We start from the raw sequence: 23,012 nt of genomic DNA on the forward strand, positions 1-23,012 counted from the left end.
CCGCATTATTGACGCAAAGGGCGCGAAGAAAAGCGAGGCTTCGCAGAGTTTCAAGTCGTAGGCTTTCTTGAATCGCGCCCTTGGCGAAACTTTCTGTGTTTTCTTGGCGTCCTTCGCGTCAAAGACAAGTCTTTTGCTATGCGATGCCAGGCACACGCAGGAACGCGAGCAGTCTCTTGGCGACAATATTACCGGGCAAGCACTGTACACTGCGCTCCAATCGCATCGAACAGCGCATCATGAAATCTGCCAAGCCAGCCAAATCCGCCGCCCAGCCTGCCAAGACGGCGAACAAGAACCACGACATCCGCCCCGGCCAGTCAGTCGAGCTGCTCAAGGAGCTGCACATCCTCACCCGCGACGGGCAGATGAATCAGGACAGCCGGCGCAAGCTCAAGCAGGTCTATCACCTGTTCCAGTTCATCGAGCCTCTGTTGCAGGATGTGCTGACGCGCCAGGCGCAGCTTGAGCTGGTCGACCACGGCGCGGGCAAGAGCTATCTGGGCTTCATCCTCTACGACCTGTTCTTCAAGGAGCAGGCGCCGCAAGGCCAGATCTGGGGCATCGAGACGCGCGACGAGCTGGTCACCCGCTCACAGGAACTGGCTGCGCGCCTGGGCTTTGGCGGCATGCAGTTCAGGAATCTGAGCGTGGCCGATTCGATCAGCTCGCCCGACCTGCCCGGCCAGATCGATGTCGTCACCGCCTTGCACGCCTGCGATACGGCGACCGATGACGCGATCCGCTTCGCCCTCGCCAAGGAGGCGCGCCACATCGTGCTGGTGCCCTGCTGTCAGGCCGAAGTGGCCAGCGTGCTGCGCAAGAACAAGGGCGCGGCGCTGGGCAAATCGGCGCTCACCGAGCTGTGGCGCCACCCGCTGCACACGCGCGAATTCGGCAGCCAGCTGACCAATGTATTGCGCTGCCTGCAGCTCGAAGCACATGGTTACCAGGTCAGCGTGACCGAGCTGGTCGGTTGGGAACATTCAATGAAGAACGAGCTGATCATCGCCAGCTACAAAGACCTGCCGCGCCGCCGCCCGGCCGAGCGCCTGCAGGAAGTGCTGCAGCAAGTCGGCATCGAGGAGCTGGCGACGCGCTTTAGCGTCCGCTGAGCGGGCGCCCCTCGCCCTGTGCGAGGGCAATAAAAGCCTGCAGGTAATCGATGTCGAGATCGGCCTCGCGCAGGCCGAGGAAGATCTGCTTGGCAATGCCCTGCGGCCCCAGGCGCACCGGCCACACCGCCAGCTTGCTGGCGTATTCCTCGACCAGCCAGCGCGGCAGCGCGGCCACGCCGCGCCCGCTGGCGACCATCTGCAACATGATGTCGGTGGTCTCGATGCTTTTGTGGCGCTGCGGGCGGACGCCGGCCGGCGTCAGGAACAGGGTGTAGATATCCAGGCGGTCGAGCGCTACCGGGTAGCTGATCAGCGTCTCCTCGGCAAGATCTTCCGGCCGCGCCCAGGCCGCCTCGCGCAGGCGATGGCCGGCGCCCACCACCAGCACCTGCTCGTAATCGAAGACCGGCTCGAAATGCAGGCCAGGCTTGAGCAAGGGATCAGGCGTGACCAGCACATCGATCTCGTGCCCGAACAAGGCGCCGAGGCCGCCAAACTGGAAGCGCTGCTTCACGTCGACATCCACATCGGGCCAGTCGGCCAGATAGGGCGCGACGATGCGCAGCAGCCACTGGTAGCAGGGATGGCACTCCATGCCGATGCGCAGACTGCCGCGCTCGCCCTGCGCGTACTGGGCCAGGCGCGCCTCGGCGTGTTCGAGCTGCGGCAACAGGCGCTGGGCCACGGCGAGCAGGTATTCGCCGGCCTGGGTCGGCCGCAGACGGCGCCCCTCGCGATGCCAGATGCTCAGCCCGAGTTGTTCTTCGAGCTTGCGCATGGTGTGGCTCAGCGCCGACTGCGTCAGATGCAGGGCCTGGGCGGCGGCGGTCAGGGAACCGCTGCGCTCGACTTCGCGCAGGATGCTCAGATGGATGCGTTCAAGGCTAGGCATACGTGAATAATATTAATCGATCGATGAAACAATACCATTTTTATTCATGAATCGAGATCACTAAGATCGCCCCACTTTCTTTCACGGGCGTTCTCGATCATGGCCATCACCCACTCTCTCGGTTTTCCGCGCATCGGCGCACAACGCGAACTCAAGTTCGCCCTCGAAGCCTACTGGCAGGGCAAATCCTCAGCGGCGGAACTGCGCGCCGTCGGCACCCGGCTACGGCAGCAGCACTGGGCAGCACAGGCAGGGCTGGATCTGGTGCCGCTCGGCGACTTCTCCTTCTACGACCAGGTGCTCGACATGAGCTTCACCCTGGGCAATCTGCCGGCCCGCGTGCGGGACTTCCACGGTGATGCGCTGGACAACTACTTCCGCGTCGCGCGCGGCCGCTCGGCGGCGGGCAGCGAAGCCCACGGCGCCTGCTGCGCCGGCGTCGCGGCCGGCGAGATGACCAAGTGGTTCGACACCAACTATCACTACATCGTCCCCGAATTCACGGCGGACAGCGAATTCCGCCTCGATGCCTCGCGCCTGCTGCAGGAAATCGGCGAAGCGCGCGCCCTCGGCCTGCGCGCCAAGCCGGTGATCATCGGGCCGCTGAGCTATCTGTGGCTGGGCAAGGCCAAGGATGGATCCAACAAGCTGGATTTGCTGCCGCGCCTGCTGCCGGCCTATGCCCAGCTGCTCGCCGTGCTCGCCGAACAAGGCGTCGAATGGCTGCAGATCGACGAACCGGCCCTGGTCACCGAACTCGATGAAGACTGGCGCCACGCCTATTCGATTGCCTACCACACGCTCAAGAGCACGCCGCTCAAGCTGCTGCTGTGCAGCTACTTCGGCCCCCTGCGCGAAAACCTCGAATGGGCGCTCAAGCTGCCCACGGCGGGCTTCCACCTCGACGCGCTGCGGGCGCGCGACGAAGTCCAGGCGGCGCTCAACTATCTGGGCAGCCACAAGGTGCTGTCGCTGGGCGTGATCAATGGTCGCAATATCTGGAAGACCGATCTGAATGCCGTGCTCGACTGGCTGGAGCCAATCAGCGAGCGCCTGGGCGAACGTCTGTGGCTGGCGCCCTCCTGCTCCCTGCTGCATGTGCCGGTCGACCTGCGCAGCGAAACCCGGCTCGACGCCGAAGTGCGCAGCTGGCTGGCCTTTGCCTGCCAGAAGCTGGAGGAACTGCAGCTGCTGGCCCGTGCGCTCAAGTCCGGACGCGAGGCCGTTGCCGGCGCGCTGGCCGAGAACCGGCAAGCCATCGCCGCGCGGCGCAGCTCAACGCGCGTTCACAACCGCCAGGTACAGGAAGCCATGGCCCGCCTGCACGACAAGCTCGGCCGCCGCCAAAGCCCCTACCCCGTGCGTGCGGCGCGGCAGGCCGCTGTGCTGCAGCTGCCCGCCTTCCCCACCACGACCATCGGCTCCTTCCCGCAGACCGCGGAAATCCGCCAGATCCGCCGCCGCTTCAAGTCCGGCGAGCTGGATGCGGCGGCCTACCAGGCAGCGATGCACGGCGAAATCGAACGCAGCGTGCGCGCCCAGGAAGCCCTGGGCCTGGATGTGCTGGTGCATGGCGAGGCGGAACGCAATGACATGGTCGAATACTTCGGCGAACAGCTCGACGGCTACGCCTTCAGCCAGGCCGGCTGGGTGCAGTCTTACGGCTCGCGCTGCGTCAAGCCGCCGATCCTGTTCGGCGACATCAGCCGCCGCCAGGCAATGACCGTGGACTGGATCCGCTACGCCCAGTCACTCACCGACAAGCCGATGAAGGGCATGCTGACCGGCCCGGTAACGATCCTCAACTGGTCCTTCGTGCGCGACGACCAACCGCGCGCTTTCAGCTGCTTCCAGCTGGCCCTGGCGCTGCGCGAGGAAGTGCTGGATCTGGAACGCGCCGGCATCCGCGTGATCCAGATCGACGAAGCGGCGCTACGCGAAGGCCTGCCGCTGCGCAAAGCCCAGTGGCAGGCTTATCTGGAATGGGCGGTGGAAGCTTTCCGCATCACCGCCAACGGCGTGGCCGACCAGACGCAGATCCATACCCATATGTGCTACTCGGAATTCAACGACATCATCGCTGCCATCGCCAGCATGGATGCCGACGTGATCACCATCGAAACCTCGCGCTCCGACATGGAATTGCTCGAAGCTTTCAAAAGCTTCAAGTACCCGAACGAGATCGGCCCCGGCGTGTACGACATCCACTCGCCGAACATTCCGAGCGAGGAACACATGCTGGCGCTGATGCGCAAAGCCGCCGAACACATTCCGGCCGAGCGCCTGTGGGTCAATCCGGACTGCGGCCTCAAAACCCGCCAGTGGCCGGAGGTGATGCCGGCGCTGCGCAACATGGTGGCGGCAGCCAAGCGCTTGCGCGGCGCCGCAGAATCAGCGCGCGCGCCACTGCAAACGGCAGAGCACTGAGGGCTGGTAGCGGCCACCGTGGGCACGCCACAACTCGTTCATCGCAGCAAAACTGATATCTTCAAAAGCGAGATTCAGTGTTGCTGCCTGAGCTTTGGCGTCACCAGGCGCCTCACTCAGAACAGGATGGGTCTGGATGAAATGGATGGCCTGCGAGAGCGTGCGCAGGCCCTCAATGTAATTGCTCGCGCTGAAATTGGCGCTACACAAGACACTCAGGCTCAAATTCGCGTAAGCGGCATCGTCGTCTGCGCGCCCCTCTTGATGCGCCGCCGTAAAAGCCATTTTTTGCAGGTGGCGCTCACAATTGATGCCGGCCAGACTCAACACCAGTTTGTTGGCACAGGCAGGCGTAGCGCTACCATCCAATCCCAGCACCTCGCCCAGCGCAACGATCTCTTCAGCGACATCGAAGCGCTGCCTCAGATACTGGTTCAGCTGCTTCTGCAATTGCGACAAAGCCTGTTCGATCATGCTGCGCTCCCCTGTCCTGTCCCGCAAAGCTATCCATCCAATATTGCAGCCGCCACACGGACCGCGCCGTCACCATCACACAACTGTCCCATTTGCATCGACATCGCCTGCACGCGATCTGGTGTAGCCAGCAGTTCACGCATACAGGCAAGCAAGCGCGCCGCTTGAAAATCCTGCGCACTGCCCAGATCAATGCCGGCACCTGCCGCGTCAATGGCCTGCGCAATCGGCCGCTGATTCTCAGCGAGCGACAACATGATGCCGGGCAAGGAAAGCACGGCGCGCTCCCAGCTCATCGATCCACTTGCTCCGATGAAGAAATCAGCATCGCGCATCCACACTGCCATAGTGTCAACGGCTACACCAAGCCTCACTTGAGGATCGTGCGCCCAGCGCTGACGTAAGGTATCGATATGTGGACTGGCAGCGCCGACAACGACATCCAGCACCAGCTGAGGAAACGCTGCGGAGATCAGCGCCACAATCTGACCCGTGACGTTGTCCGGATCGCCCCCGCCTAAGCACACCAACACGCGCTCGATCTTGCCGCTACGTGGCGCGAGCTGCACGCGCGCTTCGGCAAAAGCCCGGCGCAGCAAAGCGTAGCGAGGTCCAAGCAGCTGACGGCAGCGCTCAGGAACGGAAGCTTCCCGGCGCGCGGCAGCCAGATTCTGATCCAGAAACAGATCGCAGTCGTGCCAACGACCGGCCAGATCATCAATCACGAAAATGCTTTTCGCATTGCCGCGCTGCGCGCGCTCCCACTGCGCCTCAAGACCGTAATGATCGACAATCAGCCAGTCGCAGGCCGGCAACACGCCTTCGCGCTGCAGCGACTGCACAGCGAAGCCGGCTTGCTCTATCGCAGCAAAAGCATTGCCGACAAGGGGGCGACTGTGAAACACGACTTCAGCGCCACGTTCGCGCAAGGCCTGTGCCAGAGCCAGACAGCGCATCACATGGCCGTGGCCGATCTGTGCCGAAGCGTCGGCGCGAATGCGGATTTTCATGGCGCTTAACGCAGCTTAAACAGCGGCTCCAGCGGCGCGCAGCGCAACAGGGTTTCCAGCTTGCCATCCAGGACGGCGCTGTGCAGGATGGGCAGCACTTCGTCGTACACCGCCAGCAGGCGATCCACATCCGCTTCCGAATGCGCGTAGCTGATGTTGTGCGTACCCAGGGTCAGCACGCCGCGCGCAAACATCTCTTGCAGGAACAGGGTCTTGATCTGCCACATACTGTAGCGCGGCGTATCGCGCAACAGCAGGAAGGACCAGGTGGCGTCGCCCGCGACGCTGGCAAACTCGCCGATGCCGTGGCGTTCCACGCGCGCTTGCAGACCGGCCTTGATGCGTGCGCCACGCGTCTGCAGGGTGGCGATCACCGGCTCGCGCTGCAACTTTTCCAGCGTGGCCTTGGCCGCCGCCAGCGACAGCAGCTCGCCGCCAAAGGTGAAGGAGAAGAAGATCTCTTCCATCATCTGCATGTATTCGGCTTTGCCGCACACGGCGGAGACCGGGTAGCCGTTGGCCATGCCCTTGCCGAAGGTGGCCAGATCCGGCGTCACGCCAAAGCGTGCCTGTGCGCCGCCCAGCTCATAGCGGAAGCCGGTGATGGTTTCGTCGAACACCAGCAAGGCGCCGTGGCGATGGGCGATGTCACGCACCGCTTCGAGATAGCCCGGCAATGGTTCGGCGACATTCATCGGTTCGAGAATGACAGCGGCAAATTCATCCTTGTGCGCGGCCAGCAGCTTGTCCAGCGCCTCGGCATCGTTGTAGGGGAAGTTGTGGGTCAGCGCACGCACCGCTTCCGGCACACCGCGATGGCGCGCCGTGCTGCCGATGTACCAGTCCTGCCAGCCGTGGTAACCACACACCGCCACGCGCTCGCGCCCGGTATGGGCACGCGCCACGCGGATCGCCCCGGCCGTCGCGTCGGAGCCGTTCTTGCCGAAGCGCGTCATCTCGGCGCAGGGCACACACTCGGCGAGCTTCTCGGCCACTTCCATCTCCAGCCGGTGCGGCAGCGAGAAGATCACGCCATTGTCGAGCTGGCTGCGCACCGCAGCGGTGACATCCGGGTCCTTGTAGCCGAGGGTGACGGCGGCCAGGCTCATCACGAAGTCGAGGTACTCGTTGCCGTCGACATCGCGCACATGGCTGCCTTCACCGCTGTCAATGAAGTACGGCGATACGCCAAACGGGTATTGCGTGCGGCTCTTGCTGAAGGTCTGCGAACCGAGGGGAATGGTGCGCAAGGCGCGCTCCAGCAGCAACTCGGACTGGTGATAGCGTTCGGACATGATGACTCTCCTGCAAAAGCGGTGACGCGCCCGGCGGGCGCAGGCAATCGGCTAAGACTGTGCTGGCGCAGCGCGCTGCGCCTGATCCGCCGCCAGGGACTTGGCCAGCCCCTCGTTGCGACGGTGCGAAGTGTTCCAGGTGCGCAGCTCGGGCTGCGCGTCGAGCAGGCGCAGCACATCGTGCATGTCGAACTGCGGCTTCTGCGCGTACAGCGCAGCGTAGATTTTCTCGACCAGTTCAAGGTCGTCCGGTTCGTCGACGGTCCAGCGCAAAGCGGAAAGATCGACCGCCGAGCTCAGCACTTCGACGTGAAATTGGGCGCGCCGATTGACGATGTAGAGCGTCACATGCTCGCGCTCCGAGCCCTGCTGCGCCTCGCGCCAGGCTTGCTCCAGCACTGCAAAGCGGATGACTTCGGCATCCAGACCATCAGGAAAACTCGCCGGATTGGCGTTCGTCGTGTAATCCGCCGCCTGCGCCAGATGCAGCGCGATCAGCTGATCGATCAGTGCCGGGTCGGTCAGCGGGCAATCGGCGGTCAGGCGCAGCACATGCTCCGGCGCATGGGGACGCGCCGCCTGCACGAAGCGATCGAGCACATCGTCGAGCGAGCCGCGATAACAGTCGATGCCCAGTTCGCGACAGCAGGCTTCGATGGCATCGTCGCTGGCATCGCGCGAGGTAGCGACGATCAGCTTGTCGATGCGCTGTGCGTGCTGCAAACGCTCGATCTGGCGCGCCAGCATCGGCACGCCCAGCACGGGGCGCAATACCTTGCCGGGCAGTCGGGTCGAAGACATGCGCGCTTGGAGGATGGCAAGAATCATGCGTCTAGGTCTCGTAGAAATCAGTTCGGGCGTGTCACATCGCGCCACTGGCGCGGGTCGAGTGCCTTGCTGTCACTGCAGGCAAAGCTTGCCCAGTCGCAATCAGCCGGCGTGGCGAAAGCCTCCAGGCACTGCTGCAATTCCTGCTCGCGGGTGACTCCGATGACGGCAAGTTCCAGCGCCGTCTGTGCCGCGGCCCAGGCCAGCGCCAGCGACAGGGTATCGCGGCCGCGCGCCTGCGCTGCGCTTTGCAGCCGCTGCAAGGGCTGCAGCAAGGCGCCCAGCTGTGGCGGCAGACGTTCGGGGCTGAGACTCACCACGCCTTGCAGCAGGAGCGAGCGCGCCTGCACTTTCACGCCACGGGCCACCAGTTGTTCAAGCGTGCCGCTGGCGAGCAGACGCTGATCGAACACGCTGCAGGGTAGCTGGATCCAGTCCGGCTGGTAGCGCGCCAGCAGCGCTTCGATCTCGCCCTGCTCATAGACCGAGACGCCGATGCTGCCGACCAGGCCGGCCGCACGTTGCTGTAGCAACCAGTCCCACAGCGCGTCGCCTTCGGCGCCCAGCAAATCGCCTACCGAATGCAGGAGCAAGGCATCAAGCCGCTCGCGACGCAGGCGCGTGAGGCTGTTATCGAGGCTGCGCGGGGCGAGCGCGAGTGCTGATTGCTCGGCTAGCGTCGGCAGCAGCTTGCTGCAGATCGAAAAATAAGGATCGCCGGCGAGCAGTTCGCCCAGGCGCGTTTCGGCATTGCCATAAGCCGCAGCGGTGTCGAGCCACTGCACGCCCTGATCATGCGCGCAGCGCAGGATGCGCTCGGCTTCGCGGTCGCTGATGCAGCCAGCCTGATTGGTCAGGCCGTAGTCGAGCCCGAATTGCACCGTGCCCAGAGCGATGGCCGGCATTTCATTGCTCCGCTTCGAGTGCCTGACGCAAGCTGGCCAGCACGCGGTCCTGATCGGCATCGCTCAGCGCCGCGTGCAGGGGGAGCGACAAGGTGCGCTCGTAATACGCCTCGGCGAGCGGGAAGTCGCCGCGCTTGAAGCCCGAGCGCATGTAGTCCGGCTGCAAATGCACCGGGATGTAATGCACCTGGACGAAGATGCCGTCAGCGCGCAAGGCATCAAAGACATGGCGGCGCACCGTACCATCGGCGAGCAGAACCGGATACAGGTGGAAGGCGGAACTCCCCTCGGGCGCCTGCCAGGGAATCTGCACGTCATAGTTCTGCAAGAGACTGTCGTAACGTGCGGCCAACTCGCGGCGACGCGCCAGAAAGCGGTCGACCTTGGCCAGCTGCGACAGACCGAGCGCAGCGGAGAGATCGGTCATGCGGTAATTGAAGCCTAGCGCATGCTGCTCGTAGTACCAGGCGCCCTCTTCCTGGCGGAACAGATTCTCCGGCTCGCGGGTGATGCCATGGCTGCGCAGCAGTTGCACCGCGCGATGCAGGGCCACGTCGTCGGTGACGATCATGCCGCCCTCGCCAGTGGTGAGGATCTTCACCGGATGAAAACTGAAGATCGTGCAATCGGCCTCGGCCAGACTGCCGATGCGGCGACCACGGTAATCGGCGCCGAAACTGTGCGAAGCGTCTTCGATCAGACGAAAGCCGTAACGCGCCTTAAGCTGGGCGAGCGCGCGCCAGTCGCAAGGCTGACCGGCGAAATCGACGGCGACGATGACATCCGGCAAACGCCCGCGCTGCTCGGCCTTAGCAAGCTTCTCGCTGAGCGCGTCGATGGACAGGCAATAGGTACGCGGATCGATGTCGACAAAATCGACGCTGGCGCCGCAGTAGCGCGCGCAGTTGGCCGAGGCGACGAAGGTATTGGTCGAGGTCCACAAGCGCATGCCGCGCTCCAGGCCCATCGCCAGACAGGCCAGGTGCAGCGCCGCGGTAGCGCTGCTGACGGCCGTCGCGTAGCTGGCGCCGCAGTAGCTGGCGGCGGCCTGCTCGAAGCGCGGAATCGTCGGCCCCTGGGTCAGCCAGTCACCACGCAGCACCGCCTCGACGGCAGCTACGTCATCGTCTTCGATCAATTGTCGACCGTAGGAGATGGAACTCATCGTGCGTACTCCATCCATCAAATCGCGCGCCGCTCCACGGTGGTCGAATCAATGAGCTTGTGAATGTCGTCAACCGACAGGAAATGCGGGTTGGTGCCGGAGTTGTACTCCCAACCCTCTTCGATAGCCTTGCCACGCTCGCCGGTGCCGTCATTGAAATAGCTCGGCTGGGCGAAGAAAGCGATGCTCGGCGTGATCACATAGTGATCGGGAAACTCGATGGTGTGATGCGAATCGTCCGCCGGCACCATGATCTCGTGCAGCTTCTCGCCGGGCCGGATGCCGACGATGCGCGTCGGCAGATGCGGCGCAATGGCGGCGGCCAGATCGGTGATGCGCGAGGAGGGAATCTTCGGCACGAAGATCTCGCCGCCGTGCATGCGCGCGAGGTTCTTGATGACGAATTCCACACCCTGCTGCAAGGTGATCCAGAAGCGCGTCATGCGCTCATCGGTAATCGGCAATTCCTTGGCGCCGTCGCGGATCAGCTTCTGGAAAAAGGGCACCACCGAACCACGCGAGCCGACCACATTGCCATAACGCACCACCGCAAAGCGGGTGCTGCGCCCGCCGACGATGTTGTTGGCGGAAACGAACAGCTTGTCCGAGGCCAGCTTGGTCGCGCCATAGAGATTGATCGGGTTGGCGGCCTTGTCGGTCGACAGCGCAATCACCCGCTCGACTTCGTTCTCGATGCAGGCATTGATGACGTTCTGCGCGCCGATGATATTGGTCTTGATGCACTCCATCGGATTGTATTCAGCCGCCGGCACCTGCTTGAGCGCAGCGGCGTGAATGACGATGTCCACATCGCGGAAAGCCTGCCGGGTGCGCTCGGCATCACGCACATCGCCGAGAAAGAAACGCATGCGCGAGTCGGGGAACTCCTGCTGCATCTCGTACTGTTTGAGCTCGTCACGCGAGTACACCACGATGCGGCGCGGATTGCCCGATTCGAGCAAGGTGCGCACGAAGGCGCGGCCAAAGGAGCCCGTCCCACCGGTGATGAGAATCGACTTGCCATCAATCATGCTGCTTCCCCCTGCACCAATTCATTTTGCGCGCCACCGGCCAGCTTGGCACTCAGGCGCTCCTTGCCGATATCAACAACCGCGAGCATGTTGTCCAGCGCGCCGGCGAGGAATCGATCAAAGAGGTCGAAACCGAAATGCGCGAAGGCCACCGCCTGCTCATCCGTCTTGGCCAGCAGGGCGCAGTCGTAGAAGAAACGCCCCATGTGCATCATCGAACCGCGCACCAGCGGGAAGATGTCGGTGAGCTTGTGATGCTCGTCAAACAGGTAGTGATGCATGTCGTAGAGCTTGTCTGCGATATCCATCTTGTTGTGCAGCTCACCGGCCAGAATGCGGCGCAGATCGGTACGCAGCGCTTGCAGTTGCTCCATCAGGCTGCCCATATTGGCAAAGGGATTGGCGTCGTACTGATCGGTGAATGAACTGAGCATGGCGGCCAGGGCAGCAGGCTTGTTGGCCGGGTCCGCCTCGATGCGCAGTTCTTCCGGGCGCAGCGGCGTGGCATTGCGGATGCGTGCACCGTCGTTCAGATTGAAGACCTTGGCACCCGGGTACTCGTCGATGGTGATCGCCATCGCGTCGCGCGAATGCATGAAGATTTCGGTCGACAGCACTTCCTCGCAGAAATTGCCCTCGGTGGACTTGTTCTTCTGGTGGGTGATGTGCGTGTCCTGCACGATCTTCTCAAGTGCTTCAGCCTTGTCCGACTCGTCGAAGTAGAGCGAGGTCTTGGCGTGGTGACTGCCGGCTTCCTTGAAGCCGAAGTCGATGCCGACCAGGTGGATCTTCGAGAAGCCCATGTCCAGCGCCAGCGCAACGCCGCCATTGGTACACGTCGGACCGCTGCGGAAGCGCTTGGTCTTGCCGTGGATGTCGAGCAGGGGCGCGCCCAGATCGATTTCCTTCTGGAACATCAGCGGCTTGTCGGTGAGGGTGAACACCGCCGGGTCCATGATCGACAGCGCCACCAAGGGCACGTCCTTGACCATTTCGCGGGTCGCCGGGTCCAGCAGCACCACATAGGTCATGTGCGTACGCTCGATCTCGACGTGCAGATCCGGCTTGATGCCCGCCCGTGCCAGCGCGGTAATCGCCGTACCGCAGCTGATGATTACAGCGCGATCCTTGTTGGCGCGCAGCACCGGCAGCAGGCCATCGAGCGAGGGACCGGAGCCCACCACGAAGACCTCCGCATCGGCGGGCATGTTCAAGGGCTTGCGTGTATAGAGCGGATAGCCTTCGATGGCGTTTTCCATCGCGTGCTTGAGACCGAGGATCTCGTCATCGAGGAAGCCCCAGCCACGGTAGAGCGTCCACAGATCGTTCTTGAGCTTGTTCCACAGGGTTTTGACGCGATCCGAATCATAGTCATTGAAGAACAGACCCGTGCCCTGCATGAAATAAGGCGGCCACAATGCATACAACATGGCGCGCAGATGCTCGGCCAGCGCCTTGGGGTCCTCGTCGTGGGCAATCGAGAAATAAAAGCCCTTGGCCGCGAAGCGCTGATACAGCGAGATGTAGTCGACGAAGTAGAGCGACATGTTCAGGCGCGTCAGGTCCGTGTCGACGAGAATCAGGTGACGGATCTCCCAGTCGTCCACCAGACGCTCCAGATGCCAGCCGTAGCCGCTGCCGAACACCAGGGCGATCGGCATCTTGTGATCGCCGAAATCGGGACGCGGCAGGTGCCCGCCCTCGCCGGCGATCTTGCGGAAGCCCTCGATCAGCTCGCCACGGAACTTGGGCTCGATGGGTTTGAAGAAGTCGGGATTGGTGGCGTGCGGAAAAGCCTGCTCGGGATCATCGACAAACTCATGATTGACGTCGATGCGCGGACGCGTGTCCGGATCTTCAAACATGCGGTAGAGCGAACGGCCGAAGTCGGTGAACTCGCGCGGGCCGCCCTGGAAATGGCGGTAATAGATGGTGATCTTGCCTTCCGCATCAACCTCGAAGGGCGCCGGCAGATCCGTCAGCATCAGCTTGTCGAAAATATCCGGAAACTGTTTGCGGAAGAAGTACAGGTTGGCCTGATAGGTAGCCATCACCTTGTGTACATAGGCCTCTTGCAGCGGGCTCCAGCTATCGTCCTGCGGTTCGTTCATGACGGATTCCGTTCTGAAAGAGAAATCGGAACGGCGGAGCACCTGCTCGGTCCTTCGCCGGGATGTTGCCCATATTAATGAGCATCCCCCGGGCGCCATGAGTCTAGATGGCAAAGAAAACAGGCCTATTTCCGCTTTGTGAGGCCTGTCAGACCGCCCTCCCCGCCCTCTCTGTTGATCAGCCGGCGGATGACGCGGTGGATCGGAGGGCGGGCGGCAAAGCGCAGACGGCAAAACCCTCCGCCGGTTTGCCGCTCCGGGCGGCAAGTTTTTCCGAATTGCCGCAAACGGCCTGTAAATCACCGTAAAACACCTGGCATGGTCCATGCGTAAGCGGGTTACGAACCTGAAGCACTCGCTGCAGAAGGATTCCAGTGTCATACAGTGCTGCCCGATGAAGTCTATCGGTGGATCGCACTCACGATTCCGGCAGCAAGCGCTTCAATCATCTTCAAAGAATGTTTGAAGTGAGCAACGCAACTACATACGAAGGAGTTCTGAAATGGCAATGACCATCAACACCAACGTAGCCTCGTTGAACACTCAGCGCACCCTGAGCGGCTCGCAAAGTTCACTGGCTACATCCCTGCAACGCCTCTCCTCAGGCTTGCGCATCAACAGCGCCAAGGATGACGCGGCTGGCCTGGCAATCTCCGAGCGCATGACCTCGCAGATCACCGGTTTCAACGTCGCCGTGCGCAACGCCAATGATGCCATGTCGATGATGCAGGTGGCCGACGGCGGCGCATCGCAGATTTCGGCCAACATCCAGCGCATGCGCGAACTGGCCGTGCAGGCATCCAACGGCACGCTCAACTCGGGCGACCGTCTGAACCTGGCGACGGAATTCAACGCGCTGTCTGCCGAAGTCACACGCCTGGGCGAAGCCACCAAGTACAACAAGATCGATCTGCTCAACAGCGGCGCGGTGATGACCTTCCAGGTCGGCGCCGGGACCACCAGCAATGACCAGATCACCGTGTCAACGACTGACCTGCGTGCGTCAACGCTGGGTATCGATTCGGGCTCGATCAATATCTCGACCGCCTCCACGGCGCTGGACGCGATCACTGCGCTGGACTCGGGCATCAGTACCATCACCACGACACGCGCGCGTTTCGGTGCCGCCCTCAACCGCACGGAAGCCGTGGTGTCCTCGCTGCAGATCGCAGTCGAGAACCAGTCGGCTGCAAAAGGCCGCATCACCGATGCCGACTTCGCGGCAGAATCGGCCAGCCTGTCGCGCGCGCAGATCCTGCAGCAAGCGGGTACGGCCATGCTGTCGCAAGCCAATTCGCTGCCGCAACAGGTGCTCAGCCTGCTCAAATAAGTCTTGCCTGCTGTACGTGCGTGTCTCTCGCCAGGCACGCCATTCAATGCCGCCACCGTGTCCTCACCGTGGCGGCATTTTCTTTGTGTCACCGCCACCTTGCCGTCGGCACGGCAAAAAATGCCGCTGCGGCCAGAAGCGCAGCCCCGGGTGGACATTTTTGCCAGCGATGCAATCCGGATTGCCGGTTTTCCCGAAAAAACGGGCAGAAACAAGCACTTTTTCGCGTGATTACATTTTTTTAAAAGCTGGCACAGCCTTTGCTGAATAGTAGTTGTAGCAATCGGGAACGAATCTGGACACGATCCTGCTTGCGCCTAGATGACGTTAGCATGCCTATCAAATTAAATGCGTTATGCATTTGCAGGCCGCAAGCAATACCGTCAGAGATCGTTTCAAAAGCATTCATGGAGGAATGTAATCATGTCAATGACCATCAACACCAATGTGGCGTCGCTTAATTCGCAGCGCAACCTCAGCATCTCGCAGACTTCCCTGGCGACGTCACTGCAACGTCTGTCCTCAGGTCTGCGCATCAACAGCGCGAAGGACGATGCAGCGGGGCTGGCCATTTCGGAACGACTCAATTCCCAGATTCGCGGCTTCGGCGTTGCAGTGCGTAACGCCAACGACGGTATTTCCCTGATGCAGGTCGCCGATGGCGGCGCACAGAAGATTTCGGACAACATCCAGCGCATGCGTGAGCTGGCCGTGCAAGCCGCCAACGGCACGCTCAACTCCGGCGACCGCCTGAACCTCTCGGTGGAATTCAATGCGCTGTCCAATGAAGTGGGCCGCCTCGCACAAGCGACGCGCTACAACAACGTTGATCTGCTCAACAGCAATGCCGCGCAATTCACTTTCCAGGTGGGTGCAGGCACCTCGGCCAATGACCAGATCTCGGTGAGCACCATCGACCTGCGCGCCTCGACGCTGCAAGTCGATACCTCAGCGATTTTCATCTCCACGGCATCGCAAGCGATCGACGCGATCACCAACCTCGACTCTGCAATCAACACCATCACCTCGGCACGCGCCGGTTACGGTGCTGCGATGAATCGCACCGAGGCCGTCATCTCCTCGCTGCAGATCGCCTCGGAAAACCAGTCTGCCGCACGTGGTCGCATCACCGATGCCGACTTCGCGGTGGAATCGGCCAACCTCTCACGCGCACAGATCCTGCAACAGGCGGGCACGGCCATGCTCTCGCAAGCCAATGCCCTGCCGCAACAGGTTCTCAAGCTCCTCGGGCAGTAAGCGATAGCTCCATCTATCGCCGCGCTGACTGTATCTCGCATGCAGTCAGCGCTCTCTTTTCTACGGCATGACGCAGGCGACCCGCTCGGGTATGCTGCTCGACATGCTGCTTCAAGCGCCTCCCTCCCGCTCCGCTCCCCACAAGTTGCTTGACCTGACGCGCCCCCGCGCGCAGCGGCGAAGCTGTACGCTTGCGGCGGGCGCGCGCCAGCCAGCGGCTTTGCAGCACGCCTTCCCCGTCCAAGCGCATCGACTGCCCGCTTCACGCAGGCCTCGCGCTGCATTCCTTTTACTGTCTTGAGAGTCTTCGCATGAGCCTGCCTTTTGATATTGATTTGCGTAACAAGGTCGCTGTGGTCACCGGCGGCGCAGGCGTGCTTGGCGCGCAGATGTGCCGTGCCCTGGCCGAATGCGGCGCCAAGGTCGTGATCGTCGGACGTGATCTGGCCAAAGCCGAGCGCCTGGCCGAATCCATCAATGCCACGGGCGGCTTTGCCCAGGGCATGTCCTGCGATGTGCTCGACCGCGCCGCGCTGGAAAACGCCGCCAGCCACATCGCCAGCACCCTGGGCCCGTGTGACATCCTGATCAATGGCGCCGGCGGCAATCACCCCAAGGGCATCACCGGCCAGGAATATTTCAATGCCGAGACCAACTCCGCCGAACCCGGCCAGTCGAGCTTTTTCGATCTGGACATGGAAGGCTTCAAGTTCGTCTTCGACCTCAACCTGATGGGCACCTTGCTGCCCAGCCAGGTCTTTGCCAAGCAGATGCTGGGTCGCCCGGGCTGCACGATCATCAATATCTCCTCGATGAGCGCCTTCCGCCCGCTGACCAAGGTCGCCGCCTACAGTGGCGCCAAGGCGGCGGTGAGTAATTTCACCCAATGGCTGGCCGTGCATCTGGCGCAGTCGGGCATCCGCGTCAATGCGCTGGCACCGGGCTTCTTCATCACCGAGCAGAACCAGAAGCTGATGCTCAACGAGGATGGCAGCTACACGCCGCGCGCGCAGAAGGTCATCGCGCAGACGCCGATGCGCCGCTTCGGCGAGGCGGGCGAGCTGATCGGCGCCCTGCTGTGGCTGGTCGAACCCAAGGCCTCGGGCTTTGTCACCGGCTCGATCATCGCGGTCGATGGTGGCTTCTCGGCCTACTCGGGTGTTTGAGGACAGAAATTTCGCAAAAAGTTGTCTGACAGCAAATGGCGTTTAAAGGTGATCTTGCTATAATTAGTCAGACATCACGCATGTTTCAGGAGACAAACAATGGCCAAGACTTTCATGGACGAGCACTTCCTGCTCGAAACACCGACCGCACAGAAGCTCTATCACGAGTTCGCTGAGCATCAGCCCATCATCGATTACCACTGCCACCTGCCGCCGCAGGAAGTGGCCGACAACAAGCAGTTCCGCAACATCACCGAGATCTGGCTGGGCGGCGACCACTACAAGTGGCGTTTCATGCGCTCCTCCGGTGTGACCGAGGATTTCGTCACCGGCAATCAGCCTGACATCGAGAAGTTCCGCAAATTCTGCAGCGTGCTGCCGATGGGCGTGGGCAACCCGCTCTACCACTGGAGCCATCTGGAGCTGCAACGCTACTTCGGCACCAAAACCCTGGTCAGCGCCGATACCGCCGATGAGCTGTGGGAAGTCTGCAATGCCCAGATCGGCAAGCCCGAGCTGTCGGCACGCGGCCTGATGCTGCGCTCCAACGTGCGCGTGGTCTGTACCACCGATGATCCGGTCGATGACCTGGCTTACCACAAGGCGATTGCAGCCGACTCCGGCTTCTCGGTCAAAGTCTTGCCGACCTTCCGCCCGGATAAATCCTTCAACATCGACCGCGCCGGCTTCCAGGACTACATCCGCAAGCTGGCCACGGTCTCCGGCGTCGCCATCAACAATTTCGGCGAGCTCACCCAGGCGCTCAGCGCACGTCTGGACTACTTCGCAGCACATGGTTGCAAGCTGTCTGACCACGCCATCGATATCGCCTTCTTCTCGCCGGCCTCCGACAGCGAGCTGACGACGATCCTGTCGCGTGCCATGAACAATGAAGTGATCGGCAAGGAAGACGCCGACAAGTTCAAGACTGCGATCATGCTCTTCCTCGGCCGCCAGTACGCGCAACGCGGCTGGGCCATGCAGCTGCACATCGGCGCGCAACGCAACAACAACACGCGCATGTTCAACCGCCTCGGCCCGGACACCGGCTGGGACTCGATCGCTGACGACCTGATCTCGGCCAAGATCTCCGCCTTCCTCAACGCACTCGACGGCGACGACCTGCTGCCCAAGACCGTGCTCTACAACCTGAACCCGATCCACAACGAAGTGCTGGCCACCATGCTCGGCAACTTCCAGGACGGCAAGGTCGTCGGCAAGATGCAGTTCGGCTCCGGCTGGTGGTTCCTCGACCAGAAGGACGGCATGACGCGCCAGCTCACCGCGCTGTCGCAGCTCGGCAACCTCGGCGCCTTCGTCGGCATGCTCACCGACTCGCGCAGCTTCCTGTCCTACACCCGCCACGAATACTTCCGCCGCATCCTCTGCAATCTGATCGGCGGCTGGGTTGAAAATGGCGAGTACCCGCAGGACTACAAGCTGCTCGGCAAGATCGTCAGCGACATCTGCTACAACAACGCAGACCGCTACTTCGGACTCTGATCCGCGCCTCGCCGCCGCAAAAAAAGCCAGCCCTCGGGCTGGCTTTTTGTTGGCACAGCAGCCCCCTTCCGCTCACCTAAGCCACACTCAGCACCGCATCAGAATCTGTTTTCTCGGCTTCGAGCAAGCTTGCTGCGATTTTCCCCGCCAGGAACTGTGCATCTCTGGCAACGCCAGAGAATCGTCCAGACCCCCAGGTGTGCAACCAGGGCAGGCCGAGGAAGTAGAGGCCGGGCTGGCGCGTGACGCCGCGCACATGGCCGGGGTAGCCGCGACCGTTGAACACCGGCAGATCGACCCAGCTAAAGTCGGGCGTGAAGCCGATGCACCAGACGATGCTGGTGATGCCGGCGGCGACAGGGTCGAGCACAGCGCGTTCGGCGGCGGGTTGCCACACCGGCACATAGACACTGCCGGCCGGTGCGTCGATGCCCTGCTTCGCGATGTACTTGTCGATGCTGGCATTGATGCCGTTGTAGATGCTGTCGCCATGCTCCAGGTTGGCGGCAAGATTTTCGGCGAAGCGCAACTGCGTGCCATCGAAGTCTTCGAGGCGGCCGAACAGCTCCATGCCTTCGAGGGCGAACTTGCGCAGATCGATGTCGCGGCCACCATCGCGGCCCGTGACGTAATGATTGGTGTTGTCGCGCACGCCTTCCTTGAGCGGATGCTGTTCGACCGGCATCTCGTAGTAACCCATGTCGGCGAGCCAGTCGACCACGTCTTTGCCGCGGTAGAAGCGCGCACAGCGCGGCGCGTCACCGGTGGAGAGATAGACCTTGCGACCCGCCAGATGCAGGTCTTCGGCGATCTGCGCGCCTGACTGCCCCGAGCCAACGACGAGCACGGCGCCTGCAGGCAGGCTCTGCGGATTGCGGTACTGCTCGGAATGAATCTGCGTGATCGACTCCGGCAGGCGCTCGGCCATGCGCGGCACGATGGGCTGGTGATAGCCGCCCGAGGCGACCACTACCTGGTCGGCCGTGAATTCGCCGCTGGATGTCTGCACGCGATAACCGCCCTCAGCACGCGAACTGACACGCTGCACGCTCACCCCTTCGCGAACGGGGGCATTGACGTGGCGCGCAAAGCCATCGAGATATTCGATGATCTGATCCTTGACCATGAAGCCGTGCGGATCATCGCCCTGGTAGGGATAGCCCGGCAGCGCGCACTGCCAGTTGGGCGTGACGAGACAGAAAGTGTCCCAGCGCTGGGTGCGCCAGCTGTGCATGAGGCTCTTCTTTTCGAGCACGAGATGATCGATGCCGGCTTGCTGCAGGTACCAGCTCATCGACAGACCGGCCTGGCCGCCACCGATGATGATGACATTGTGGTGAGGTGTACTGGGGTTCATGGTGTGGATCCTGTGCTGGGGTGTATTGGTGAGGCGTGGCTCACTCTTCGAAGCCGAGTACTTCAACCTGCGCATCGGGCAGATTGGCGAAGCGTTGGGCGTGGGCTTCCAGTTCGGCGAGCTGATCCATCGCTGACGAGCAGGCGTAGCCGTACTTGGCACGTACGCGCTCCGAGGCGATGTTGAGCGCTTCGCGGCTGCGTGACATGAAGTCGGCCATGGGGTAGCGGGTGCCGGGGGTGAGGAAATCCTTGATCACCAGCGAGGGGGAATAACAGTTCAGTTCGGTGCTGTCCGGCAGGCGGACGCGGAAATGCATGACGGGCATGGGCTTCTCTCGTGTTGGAGTTCAGTTCAGTTCGGGCTGGAGCCGGGCGCGCTGCACCAGACTCTGTTCATAGAGGTCGAGATGACGACGCGCGCTCGCCTGCCAGCTGAACGCATCAAGCAGCGGCTGCGCTTCGGCGCGCAGTGCCGGGCCGCGCGTGGCTGCGCTGGCGGTGCGCATGGCGCTGGCGATTGATTGCGCGTCGAGCGGATCGGCCCAGTGGCACAGCGCATCGCTCAGGTATTCGGTAAAGGGCGCGATGTGCGACACCACGACTGGCGTGCCGCTGGCCAGCGCTTCGAGCACGACGAGGCCGAAGCCTTCACGCAGCGAGGGCAGCATCAGCACATCGGCGAGGCGGAACAGCGCGGGCATGTCCTCGTCGGCCATCACGCCGGTGAATTGCACCGCCGATGTGGGCAGGCCACTATCGCGCAGCAGGGCATGGAAGTCGCTGCCATAACGGCTGTGGTCGAGCAGGCTGGCGCCGCCAGCGATCAGCAGTCGTGCGCCGGGCTTGCTCTCCTGCACCTCAATGAAGGCTTGCAGGATGCGTTGCGTGTTCTTGCGTTCCTCGATACCGCCGACGGCGAGAAAGACTGGCCCGGTCTTGTTCGCAAGCCCCAGTCGTTCAGCGAGCGCTCGATCTGACGCGTCCGATTGCGCCACGAAGCGCTGCGTGTCGACGCCATTGCTGACCAGCTCCGCCTGCACGCCATGCTCGCGCCGCATCTGTTCGCACCAGGTCTGGCTCACGCACAGCACTTGCGCGGCAGATCGCCAGGCGCGCGTTTGCCAGGTGGCGAGTTGCGCGTCATTGAAGTGATCGAGGTGATGCACAGTGCGGATGAAGCTGTCGATGCGCCCAGCATCCACCAGCTCGGCCAGTGCATTGCCACTGATGCTGTCCTGCGCATGGAAGATGTCGAAAAACTCGCGCGCCAGCACGCGTTCAAGATGCAGCACATAGGCCGCGATGCGCGTGCGCACCATGTCGGCCACGCCACTGTTTGCCGCCTCGACAGGCACCCGCTGCACACGGAAAGGCACTGTGCGGAACAGCGTCTGGCCGGCCTCGGCGGGCGCCATCAGCGTGACGTCGTGACCGGCTGCATGCAGGGCCTGCGCCAGTTCAAGACTGTGCACCACGCCCCCGCGTGGATTGACGGAATGCGTCAGCAGGGCGATGCGCAAGCGGCGCGGCGCAGTTTCACGACGCATGGGCGTGCTCCCGTTTGCTGGCTGTAATGAAAGCGTCCTGAGCAAAGTCCCACAGCAGCGCCTGCTCGTCGGCCTGCTGCAGGCTGACTTGCGAACCGCTGCGTACCTCGCCGACTGCGGCACAGGCAATCTCGCGCGCGTCGAAGAGCGCCTGCACGGCCGCCACGTGCTGTGGTCGCACGCTGAACACATAGCCAAAGCTGGGGAAGGCAGTGAGCCAGCGCAGCAGCGGTACGCCAGTGGGGCGCGGGATGGCATCGATGTCGATATGCGCGCCGACCTGCGAGCACTCCAGCAGCATCAGTGCGGTGCCGAGAGCGCCAGCCATGCTGATGTCTTTCGCAGCGTCGCACAGGCCTTGCTCGGCAAGCTGTGGCAGCAGGGCGATGTCGCCACGCAGGCGGGCGGCTGGTGCGCGCGTCGAGGCGTTCCACCAGGGGTAGGGTTCTTCGAAGGCGCCGCGCAGATCGATGGCCATCATCAGGGTGTCGCCGGGCCGCGCGTTGAAGCTGCTCAAGAGCTTTTGCGCACGGCCGAGTATGGCCACCGCGAGCTGGCCGCGTTCGCTGCGCTTGTTGCTGTGACCGCCGACAATGGGCACGCCATAGGCGGCCGATGCGGCAGCCATGCCCTTGAGCACCTCGTCAGCCGGCTGCATGCCTTTGCTCCACAGCGCGTCGACTACGGCGATGGGGCGGCCACCCATCGCTGCGATATCGCTGATGTTGACCATCACGCCGCTGTAGCCGGCGAACCAGGGCATGCTGGCGACGAAGTCTTCGGTCATGCCCTCGATGGCGAGCAGCAGGTAGCCATCGGCGTCGGCAATCGCTGCGCAATCGTCACCGTTGGCGACGGCCTGCTTCATGTCCTGCGCGCCACCGGGCAGGGCTTGCGCCAGCGCACCGACGATGTCGCCGATGTCGCGCTTGTGCGCAAAACCGCGACTCGCGCGCAGGACGTCGACGAGTTCCTGCAGATTCATCTCACGACTCGCGACAGGGTGACAAAGCCGCTGGCCGGATCGTGGCAGGGCGGGTAGTGCGCGAGGTCGGCCTGCATGCGCGTGTGCGGGCGACCGAGCAGGGTTTCTTCGCCCATCACGTTCCAGTGCAGGCGGCGGAACAGCGGCACGTTCTGGCTCTGCACGTGGGCGCGGAAAGTCTCGCAACCGAGCGCGTGGGCGCTGCTGACGGCGAGCCGGATCAGCGTGGCACCGAGCTTGCCGTGATTGCGAAATGCCGCGTGCACGGCAAGGCGCGAGCCGTACCAGAGATTCGGCAAGCCATCTTCTTCCTCACGGTGGATGCGCACCGTACCGACCACCTGCTCCGGCATGCCGGCAATGCATAGCGTGGCGACCAGCAGCTGCGCGCGCTCGTCGATGGCGTCACGGTCGTCGCCCAGAAAGATGCCCTGCTCGACGCAGAACACGGCGCGGCGCAGCCCGTAGGCCTCACGCGCTTCCCAGTCCTGCGTGACCCACTTGATGCGGAATTCGGTCGGCGAGAAGGTGTCGTGGCGCAGGGCGCAGAACTCGTCGTACAGTGTGTCGGCGGTCGGCAAGTCGATGGTTTCGGCAAACATGGCGCCT

Annotated in this window: 21 protein-coding genes; 7 read left to right on the plus strand and 14 right to left on the minus strand. The window is 62.7% G+C overall.

The features are described from left to right. Nucleotides 1-239: 239 nt before the first annotated feature. A complete protein-coding gene (locus ABDB84_RS04060; protein ID WP_345918412.1) occupies nucleotides 240-1,115 on the plus strand; it encodes a class I SAM-dependent methyltransferase in 876 nt (291 codons plus the stop codon). On the opposite strand, the gene ABDB84_RS04065 is transcribed toward ABDB84_RS04060, so the two are convergent. Then, a complete protein-coding gene (locus ABDB84_RS04065; protein ID WP_345918413.1) occupies nucleotides 1,102-2,010 on the minus strand; it encodes a LysR family transcriptional regulator in 909 nt (302 codons plus the stop codon). The two genes, ABDB84_RS04060 and ABDB84_RS04065, sit on opposite strands and share 14 nt — an antisense overlap. A gap of 99 nt (nucleotides 2,011-2,109) precedes the next feature. Here ABDB84_RS04065 and metE point away from each other — a divergent pair, with 99 nt between their 5' ends. Further along, on the plus strand, nucleotides 2,110-4,437 hold the full coding sequence (metE, locus tag ABDB84_RS04070) for a 5-methyltetrahydropteroyltriglutamate--homocysteine S-methyltransferase (RefSeq protein WP_345918414.1): 2,328 nt from the start codon (nucleotides 2,110-2,112) through the stop codon (nucleotides 4,435-4,437). Here the strand turns inward: metE and ABDB84_RS04075 are convergent. From ABDB84_RS04075 to ABDB84_RS04110, 8 genes are read right to left on the minus strand one after another with little or no spacing between them, the layout of a single operon-like run. Continuing rightward, nucleotides 4,402-4,911 carry a Pvc16 family protein gene (locus tag ABDB84_RS04075; protein WP_345918415.1) on the minus strand — a complete coding sequence of 170 codons (510 nt, stop codon included), beginning with the start codon at nucleotides 4,909-4,911 and terminating at the stop codon, nucleotides 4,402-4,404. The two genes, metE and ABDB84_RS04075, sit on opposite strands and share 36 nt — an antisense overlap. A 29-nt stretch (nucleotides 4,912-4,940) precedes the next feature. Next, nucleotides 4,941-5,921, minus strand: a complete 981-nt coding sequence (gene pseG, locus ABDB84_RS04080) for a UDP-2,4-diacetamido-2,4,6-trideoxy-beta-L-altropyranose hydrolase (RefSeq protein ID WP_345918416.1) — start codon at nucleotides 5,919-5,921, stop codon at nucleotides 4,941-4,943. A gap of 5 nt (nucleotides 5,922-5,926) precedes the next feature. Further along, nucleotides 5,927-7,216 carry an aminotransferase class III-fold pyridoxal phosphate-dependent enzyme gene (locus ABDB84_RS04085; protein ID WP_345918417.1) on the minus strand — a complete coding sequence of 430 codons (1,290 nt, stop codon included), beginning with the start codon at nucleotides 7,214-7,216 and terminating at the stop codon, nucleotides 5,927-5,929. A gap of 51 nt (nucleotides 7,217-7,267) precedes the next feature. Beyond that, a complete protein-coding gene (locus tag ABDB84_RS04090; protein WP_345918418.1) occupies nucleotides 7,268-8,044 on the minus strand; it encodes a cytidylyltransferase domain-containing protein in 777 nt (258 codons plus the stop codon). A 20-nt stretch (nucleotides 8,045-8,064) separates the two neighbouring features. After that, a complete protein-coding gene (locus tag ABDB84_RS04095) occupies nucleotides 8,065-8,949 on the minus strand; it encodes an aldo/keto reductase (protein ID WP_345918419.1) in 885 nt (294 codons plus the stop codon). 1 nt (nucleotide 8,950) lies between these two features. Then, nucleotides 8,951-10,114: a UDP-4-amino-4,6-dideoxy-N-acetyl-beta-L-altrosamine transaminase gene (gene pseC, locus ABDB84_RS04100; RefSeq protein WP_345918420.1), complete on the minus strand. Its 1,164-nt coding sequence runs from the start codon at nucleotides 10,112-10,114 to the stop codon at nucleotides 8,951-8,953. Nucleotides 10,115-10,131: 17 nt separating this feature from the next. Next, nucleotides 10,132-11,145, minus strand: coding sequence for a UDP-N-acetylglucosamine 4,6-dehydratase (inverting) (gene pseB / locus ABDB84_RS04105; protein ID WP_345918421.1), 1,014 nt, complete (start codon nucleotides 11,143-11,145; stop codon nucleotides 10,132-10,134). After that, a complete protein-coding gene (locus ABDB84_RS04110; RefSeq protein ID WP_345918422.1) occupies nucleotides 11,142-13,256 on the minus strand; it encodes a motility associated factor glycosyltransferase family protein in 2,115 nt (704 codons plus the stop codon). The genes pseB and ABDB84_RS04110 overlap by 4 nt, the downstream gene beginning before the upstream one ends. Before the next feature lie 502 nt (nucleotides 13,257-13,758). On the opposite strand from ABDB84_RS04110, the gene ABDB84_RS04115 reads away from it, so the two are divergent. The 5 genes from ABDB84_RS04115 to uxaC all read left to right on the plus strand — a co-directional run bounded on the left by ABDB84_RS04115 (nucleotide 13,759) and on the right by uxaC (nucleotide 18,512). Next, entirely contained in the window at nucleotides 13,759-14,586 is an 828-nt protein-coding gene (locus ABDB84_RS04115) for a flagellin N-terminal helical domain-containing protein (protein ID WP_345918423.1), read from the plus strand. 57 nt (nucleotides 14,587-14,643) lie between these two features. Continuing rightward, on the plus strand, nucleotides 14,644-14,817 hold the full coding sequence (locus ABDB84_RS04120; protein WP_345918424.1) for a hypothetical protein: 174 nt from the start codon (nucleotides 14,644-14,646) through the stop codon (nucleotides 14,815-14,817). Between the two features lie 192 nt (nucleotides 14,818-15,009). Then, complete coding sequence (locus tag ABDB84_RS04125) at nucleotides 15,010-15,843, plus strand: flagellin N-terminal helical domain-containing protein (RefSeq protein ID WP_345918425.1); 834 nt, start codon at nucleotides 15,010-15,012, stop codon at nucleotides 15,841-15,843. A 311-nt stretch (nucleotides 15,844-16,154) separates the two neighbouring features. After that, nucleotides 16,155-17,009, plus strand: a complete 855-nt coding sequence (locus tag ABDB84_RS04130) for an SDR family oxidoreductase (protein WP_345918426.1) — start codon at nucleotides 16,155-16,157, stop codon at nucleotides 17,007-17,009. Nucleotides 17,010-17,108: 99 nt separating this feature from the next. Next, nucleotides 17,109-18,512 (plus strand): glucuronate isomerase, encoded by a 1,404-nt coding sequence (gene uxaC / locus ABDB84_RS04135; protein ID WP_345918427.1) that lies wholly within the window; start codon nucleotides 17,109-17,111, stop codon nucleotides 18,510-18,512. A 76-nt stretch (nucleotides 18,513-18,588) separates the two neighbouring features. Here uxaC and ABDB84_RS04140 read toward each other — a convergent pair whose 3' ends face one another. Genes ABDB84_RS04140 through ABDB84_RS04160 form a run of 5 tightly spaced genes read right to left on the minus strand, consistent with a single transcriptional unit; the run spans nucleotide 18,589 to nucleotide 23,005 of the window. After that, on the minus strand, nucleotides 18,589-19,869 hold the full coding sequence (locus tag ABDB84_RS04140) for an MSMEG_0569 family flavin-dependent oxidoreductase (RefSeq protein WP_345918428.1): 1,281 nt from the start codon (nucleotides 19,867-19,869) through the stop codon (nucleotides 18,589-18,591). Nucleotides 19,870-19,909: 40 nt separating this feature from the next. Then, nucleotides 19,910-20,197: an MSMEG_0570 family nitrogen starvation response protein gene (locus tag ABDB84_RS04145; RefSeq protein WP_345918429.1), complete on the minus strand. Its 288-nt coding sequence runs from the start codon at nucleotides 20,195-20,197 to the stop codon at nucleotides 19,910-19,912. Nucleotides 20,198-20,218: 21 nt separating this feature from the next. After that, nucleotides 20,219-21,418, minus strand: a complete 1,200-nt coding sequence (locus ABDB84_RS04150; protein WP_345918430.1) for an MSMEG_0565 family glycosyltransferase — start codon at nucleotides 21,416-21,418, stop codon at nucleotides 20,219-20,221. Beyond that, nucleotides 21,408-22,403 carry a sll0787 family AIR synthase-like protein gene (locus ABDB84_RS04155; RefSeq protein WP_345918431.1) on the minus strand — a complete coding sequence of 332 codons (996 nt, stop codon included), beginning with the start codon at nucleotides 22,401-22,403 and terminating at the stop codon, nucleotides 21,408-21,410. The genes ABDB84_RS04150 and ABDB84_RS04155 overlap by 11 nt, the downstream gene beginning before the upstream one ends. Then, nucleotides 22,400-23,005 (minus strand): MSMEG_0567/Sll0786 family nitrogen starvation N-acetyltransferase, encoded by a 606-nt coding sequence (locus ABDB84_RS04160; protein ID WP_345918432.1) that lies wholly within the window; start codon nucleotides 23,003-23,005, stop codon nucleotides 22,400-22,402. Before ABDB84_RS04160 ends, ABDB84_RS04155 begins: the two co-directional genes overlap by 4 nt. Nucleotides 23,006-23,012: the final 7 nt, after the last annotated feature.

It is taken from the genome of Uliginosibacterium sediminicola, assembly GCF_039631295.1.
Classification (GTDB): domain Bacteria; phylum Pseudomonadota; class Gammaproteobacteria; order Burkholderiales; family Rhodocyclaceae; genus Viridibacterium; species Viridibacterium sediminicola.

Bases quoted from the DNA above. Each gene is read 5' to 3' on its own strand.
- ABDB84_RS04060 (WP_345918412.1), top strand. From the start codon at position 240: ATGAAATCTGCCAAGCCAGCCAAATCCGCCGCCCAGCCTGCCAAGACG.
- ABDB84_RS04065 (WP_345918413.1), bottom strand. From the start codon at position 2,010: ATGCCTAGCCTTGAACGCATCCATCTGAGCATCCTGCGCGAAGTCGAG.
- metE (WP_345918414.1), top strand. From the start codon at position 2,110: ATGGCCATCACCCACTCTCTCGGTTTTCCGCGCATCGGCGCACAACGC.
- ABDB84_RS04075 (WP_345918415.1), bottom strand. From the start codon at position 4,911: ATGATCGAACAGGCTTTGTCGCAATTGCAGAAGCAGCTGAACCAGTAT.
- pseG (WP_345918416.1), bottom strand. From the start codon at position 5,921: ATGAAAATCCGCATTCGCGCCGACGCTTCGGCACAGATCGGCCACGGC.
- ABDB84_RS04085 (WP_345918417.1), bottom strand. From the start codon at position 7,216: ATGTCCGAACGCTATCACCAGTCCGAGTTGCTGCTGGAGCGCGCCTTG.
- ABDB84_RS04090 (WP_345918418.1), bottom strand. From the start codon at position 8,044: ATGATTCTTGCCATCCTCCAAGCGCGCATGTCTTCGACCCGACTGCCC.
- ABDB84_RS04095 (WP_345918419.1), bottom strand. From the start codon at position 8,949: ATGCCGGCCATCGCTCTGGGCACGGTGCAATTCGGGCTCGACTACGGC.
- pseC (WP_345918420.1), bottom strand. From the start codon at position 10,114: ATGAGTTCCATCTCCTACGGTCGACAATTGATCGAAGACGATGACGTA.
- pseB (WP_345918421.1), bottom strand. From the start codon at position 11,145: ATGATTGATGGCAAGTCGATTCTCATCACCGGTGGGACGGGCTCCTTT.
- ABDB84_RS04110 (WP_345918422.1), bottom strand. From the start codon at position 13,256: ATGAACGAACCGCAGGACGATAGCTGGAGCCCGCTGCAAGAGGCCTAT.
- ABDB84_RS04115 (WP_345918423.1), top strand. From the start codon at position 13,759: ATGGCAATGACCATCAACACCAACGTAGCCTCGTTGAACACTCAGCGC.
- ABDB84_RS04125 (WP_345918425.1), top strand. From the start codon at position 15,010: ATGTCAATGACCATCAACACCAATGTGGCGTCGCTTAATTCGCAGCGC.
- ABDB84_RS04130 (WP_345918426.1), top strand. From the start codon at position 16,155: ATGAGCCTGCCTTTTGATATTGATTTGCGTAACAAGGTCGCTGTGGTC.
- uxaC (WP_345918427.1), top strand. From the start codon at position 17,109: ATGGCCAAGACTTTCATGGACGAGCACTTCCTGCTCGAAACACCGACC.
- ABDB84_RS04140 (WP_345918428.1), bottom strand. From the start codon at position 19,869: ATGAACCCCAGTACACCTCACCACAATGTCATCATCATCGGTGGCGGC.
- ABDB84_RS04145 (WP_345918429.1), bottom strand. From the start codon at position 20,197: ATGCCCGTCATGCATTTCCGCGTCCGCCTGCCGGACAGCACCGAACTG.
- ABDB84_RS04150 (WP_345918430.1), bottom strand. From the start codon at position 21,418: ATGCGTCGTGAAACTGCGCCGCGCCGCTTGCGCATCGCCCTGCTGACG.
- ABDB84_RS04155 (WP_345918431.1), bottom strand. From the start codon at position 22,403: ATGAATCTGCAGGAACTCGTCGACGTCCTGCGCGCGAGTCGCGGTTTT.
- ABDB84_RS04160 (WP_345918432.1), bottom strand. From the start codon at position 23,005: ATGTTTGCCGAAACCATCGACTTGCCGACCGCCGACACACTGTACGAC.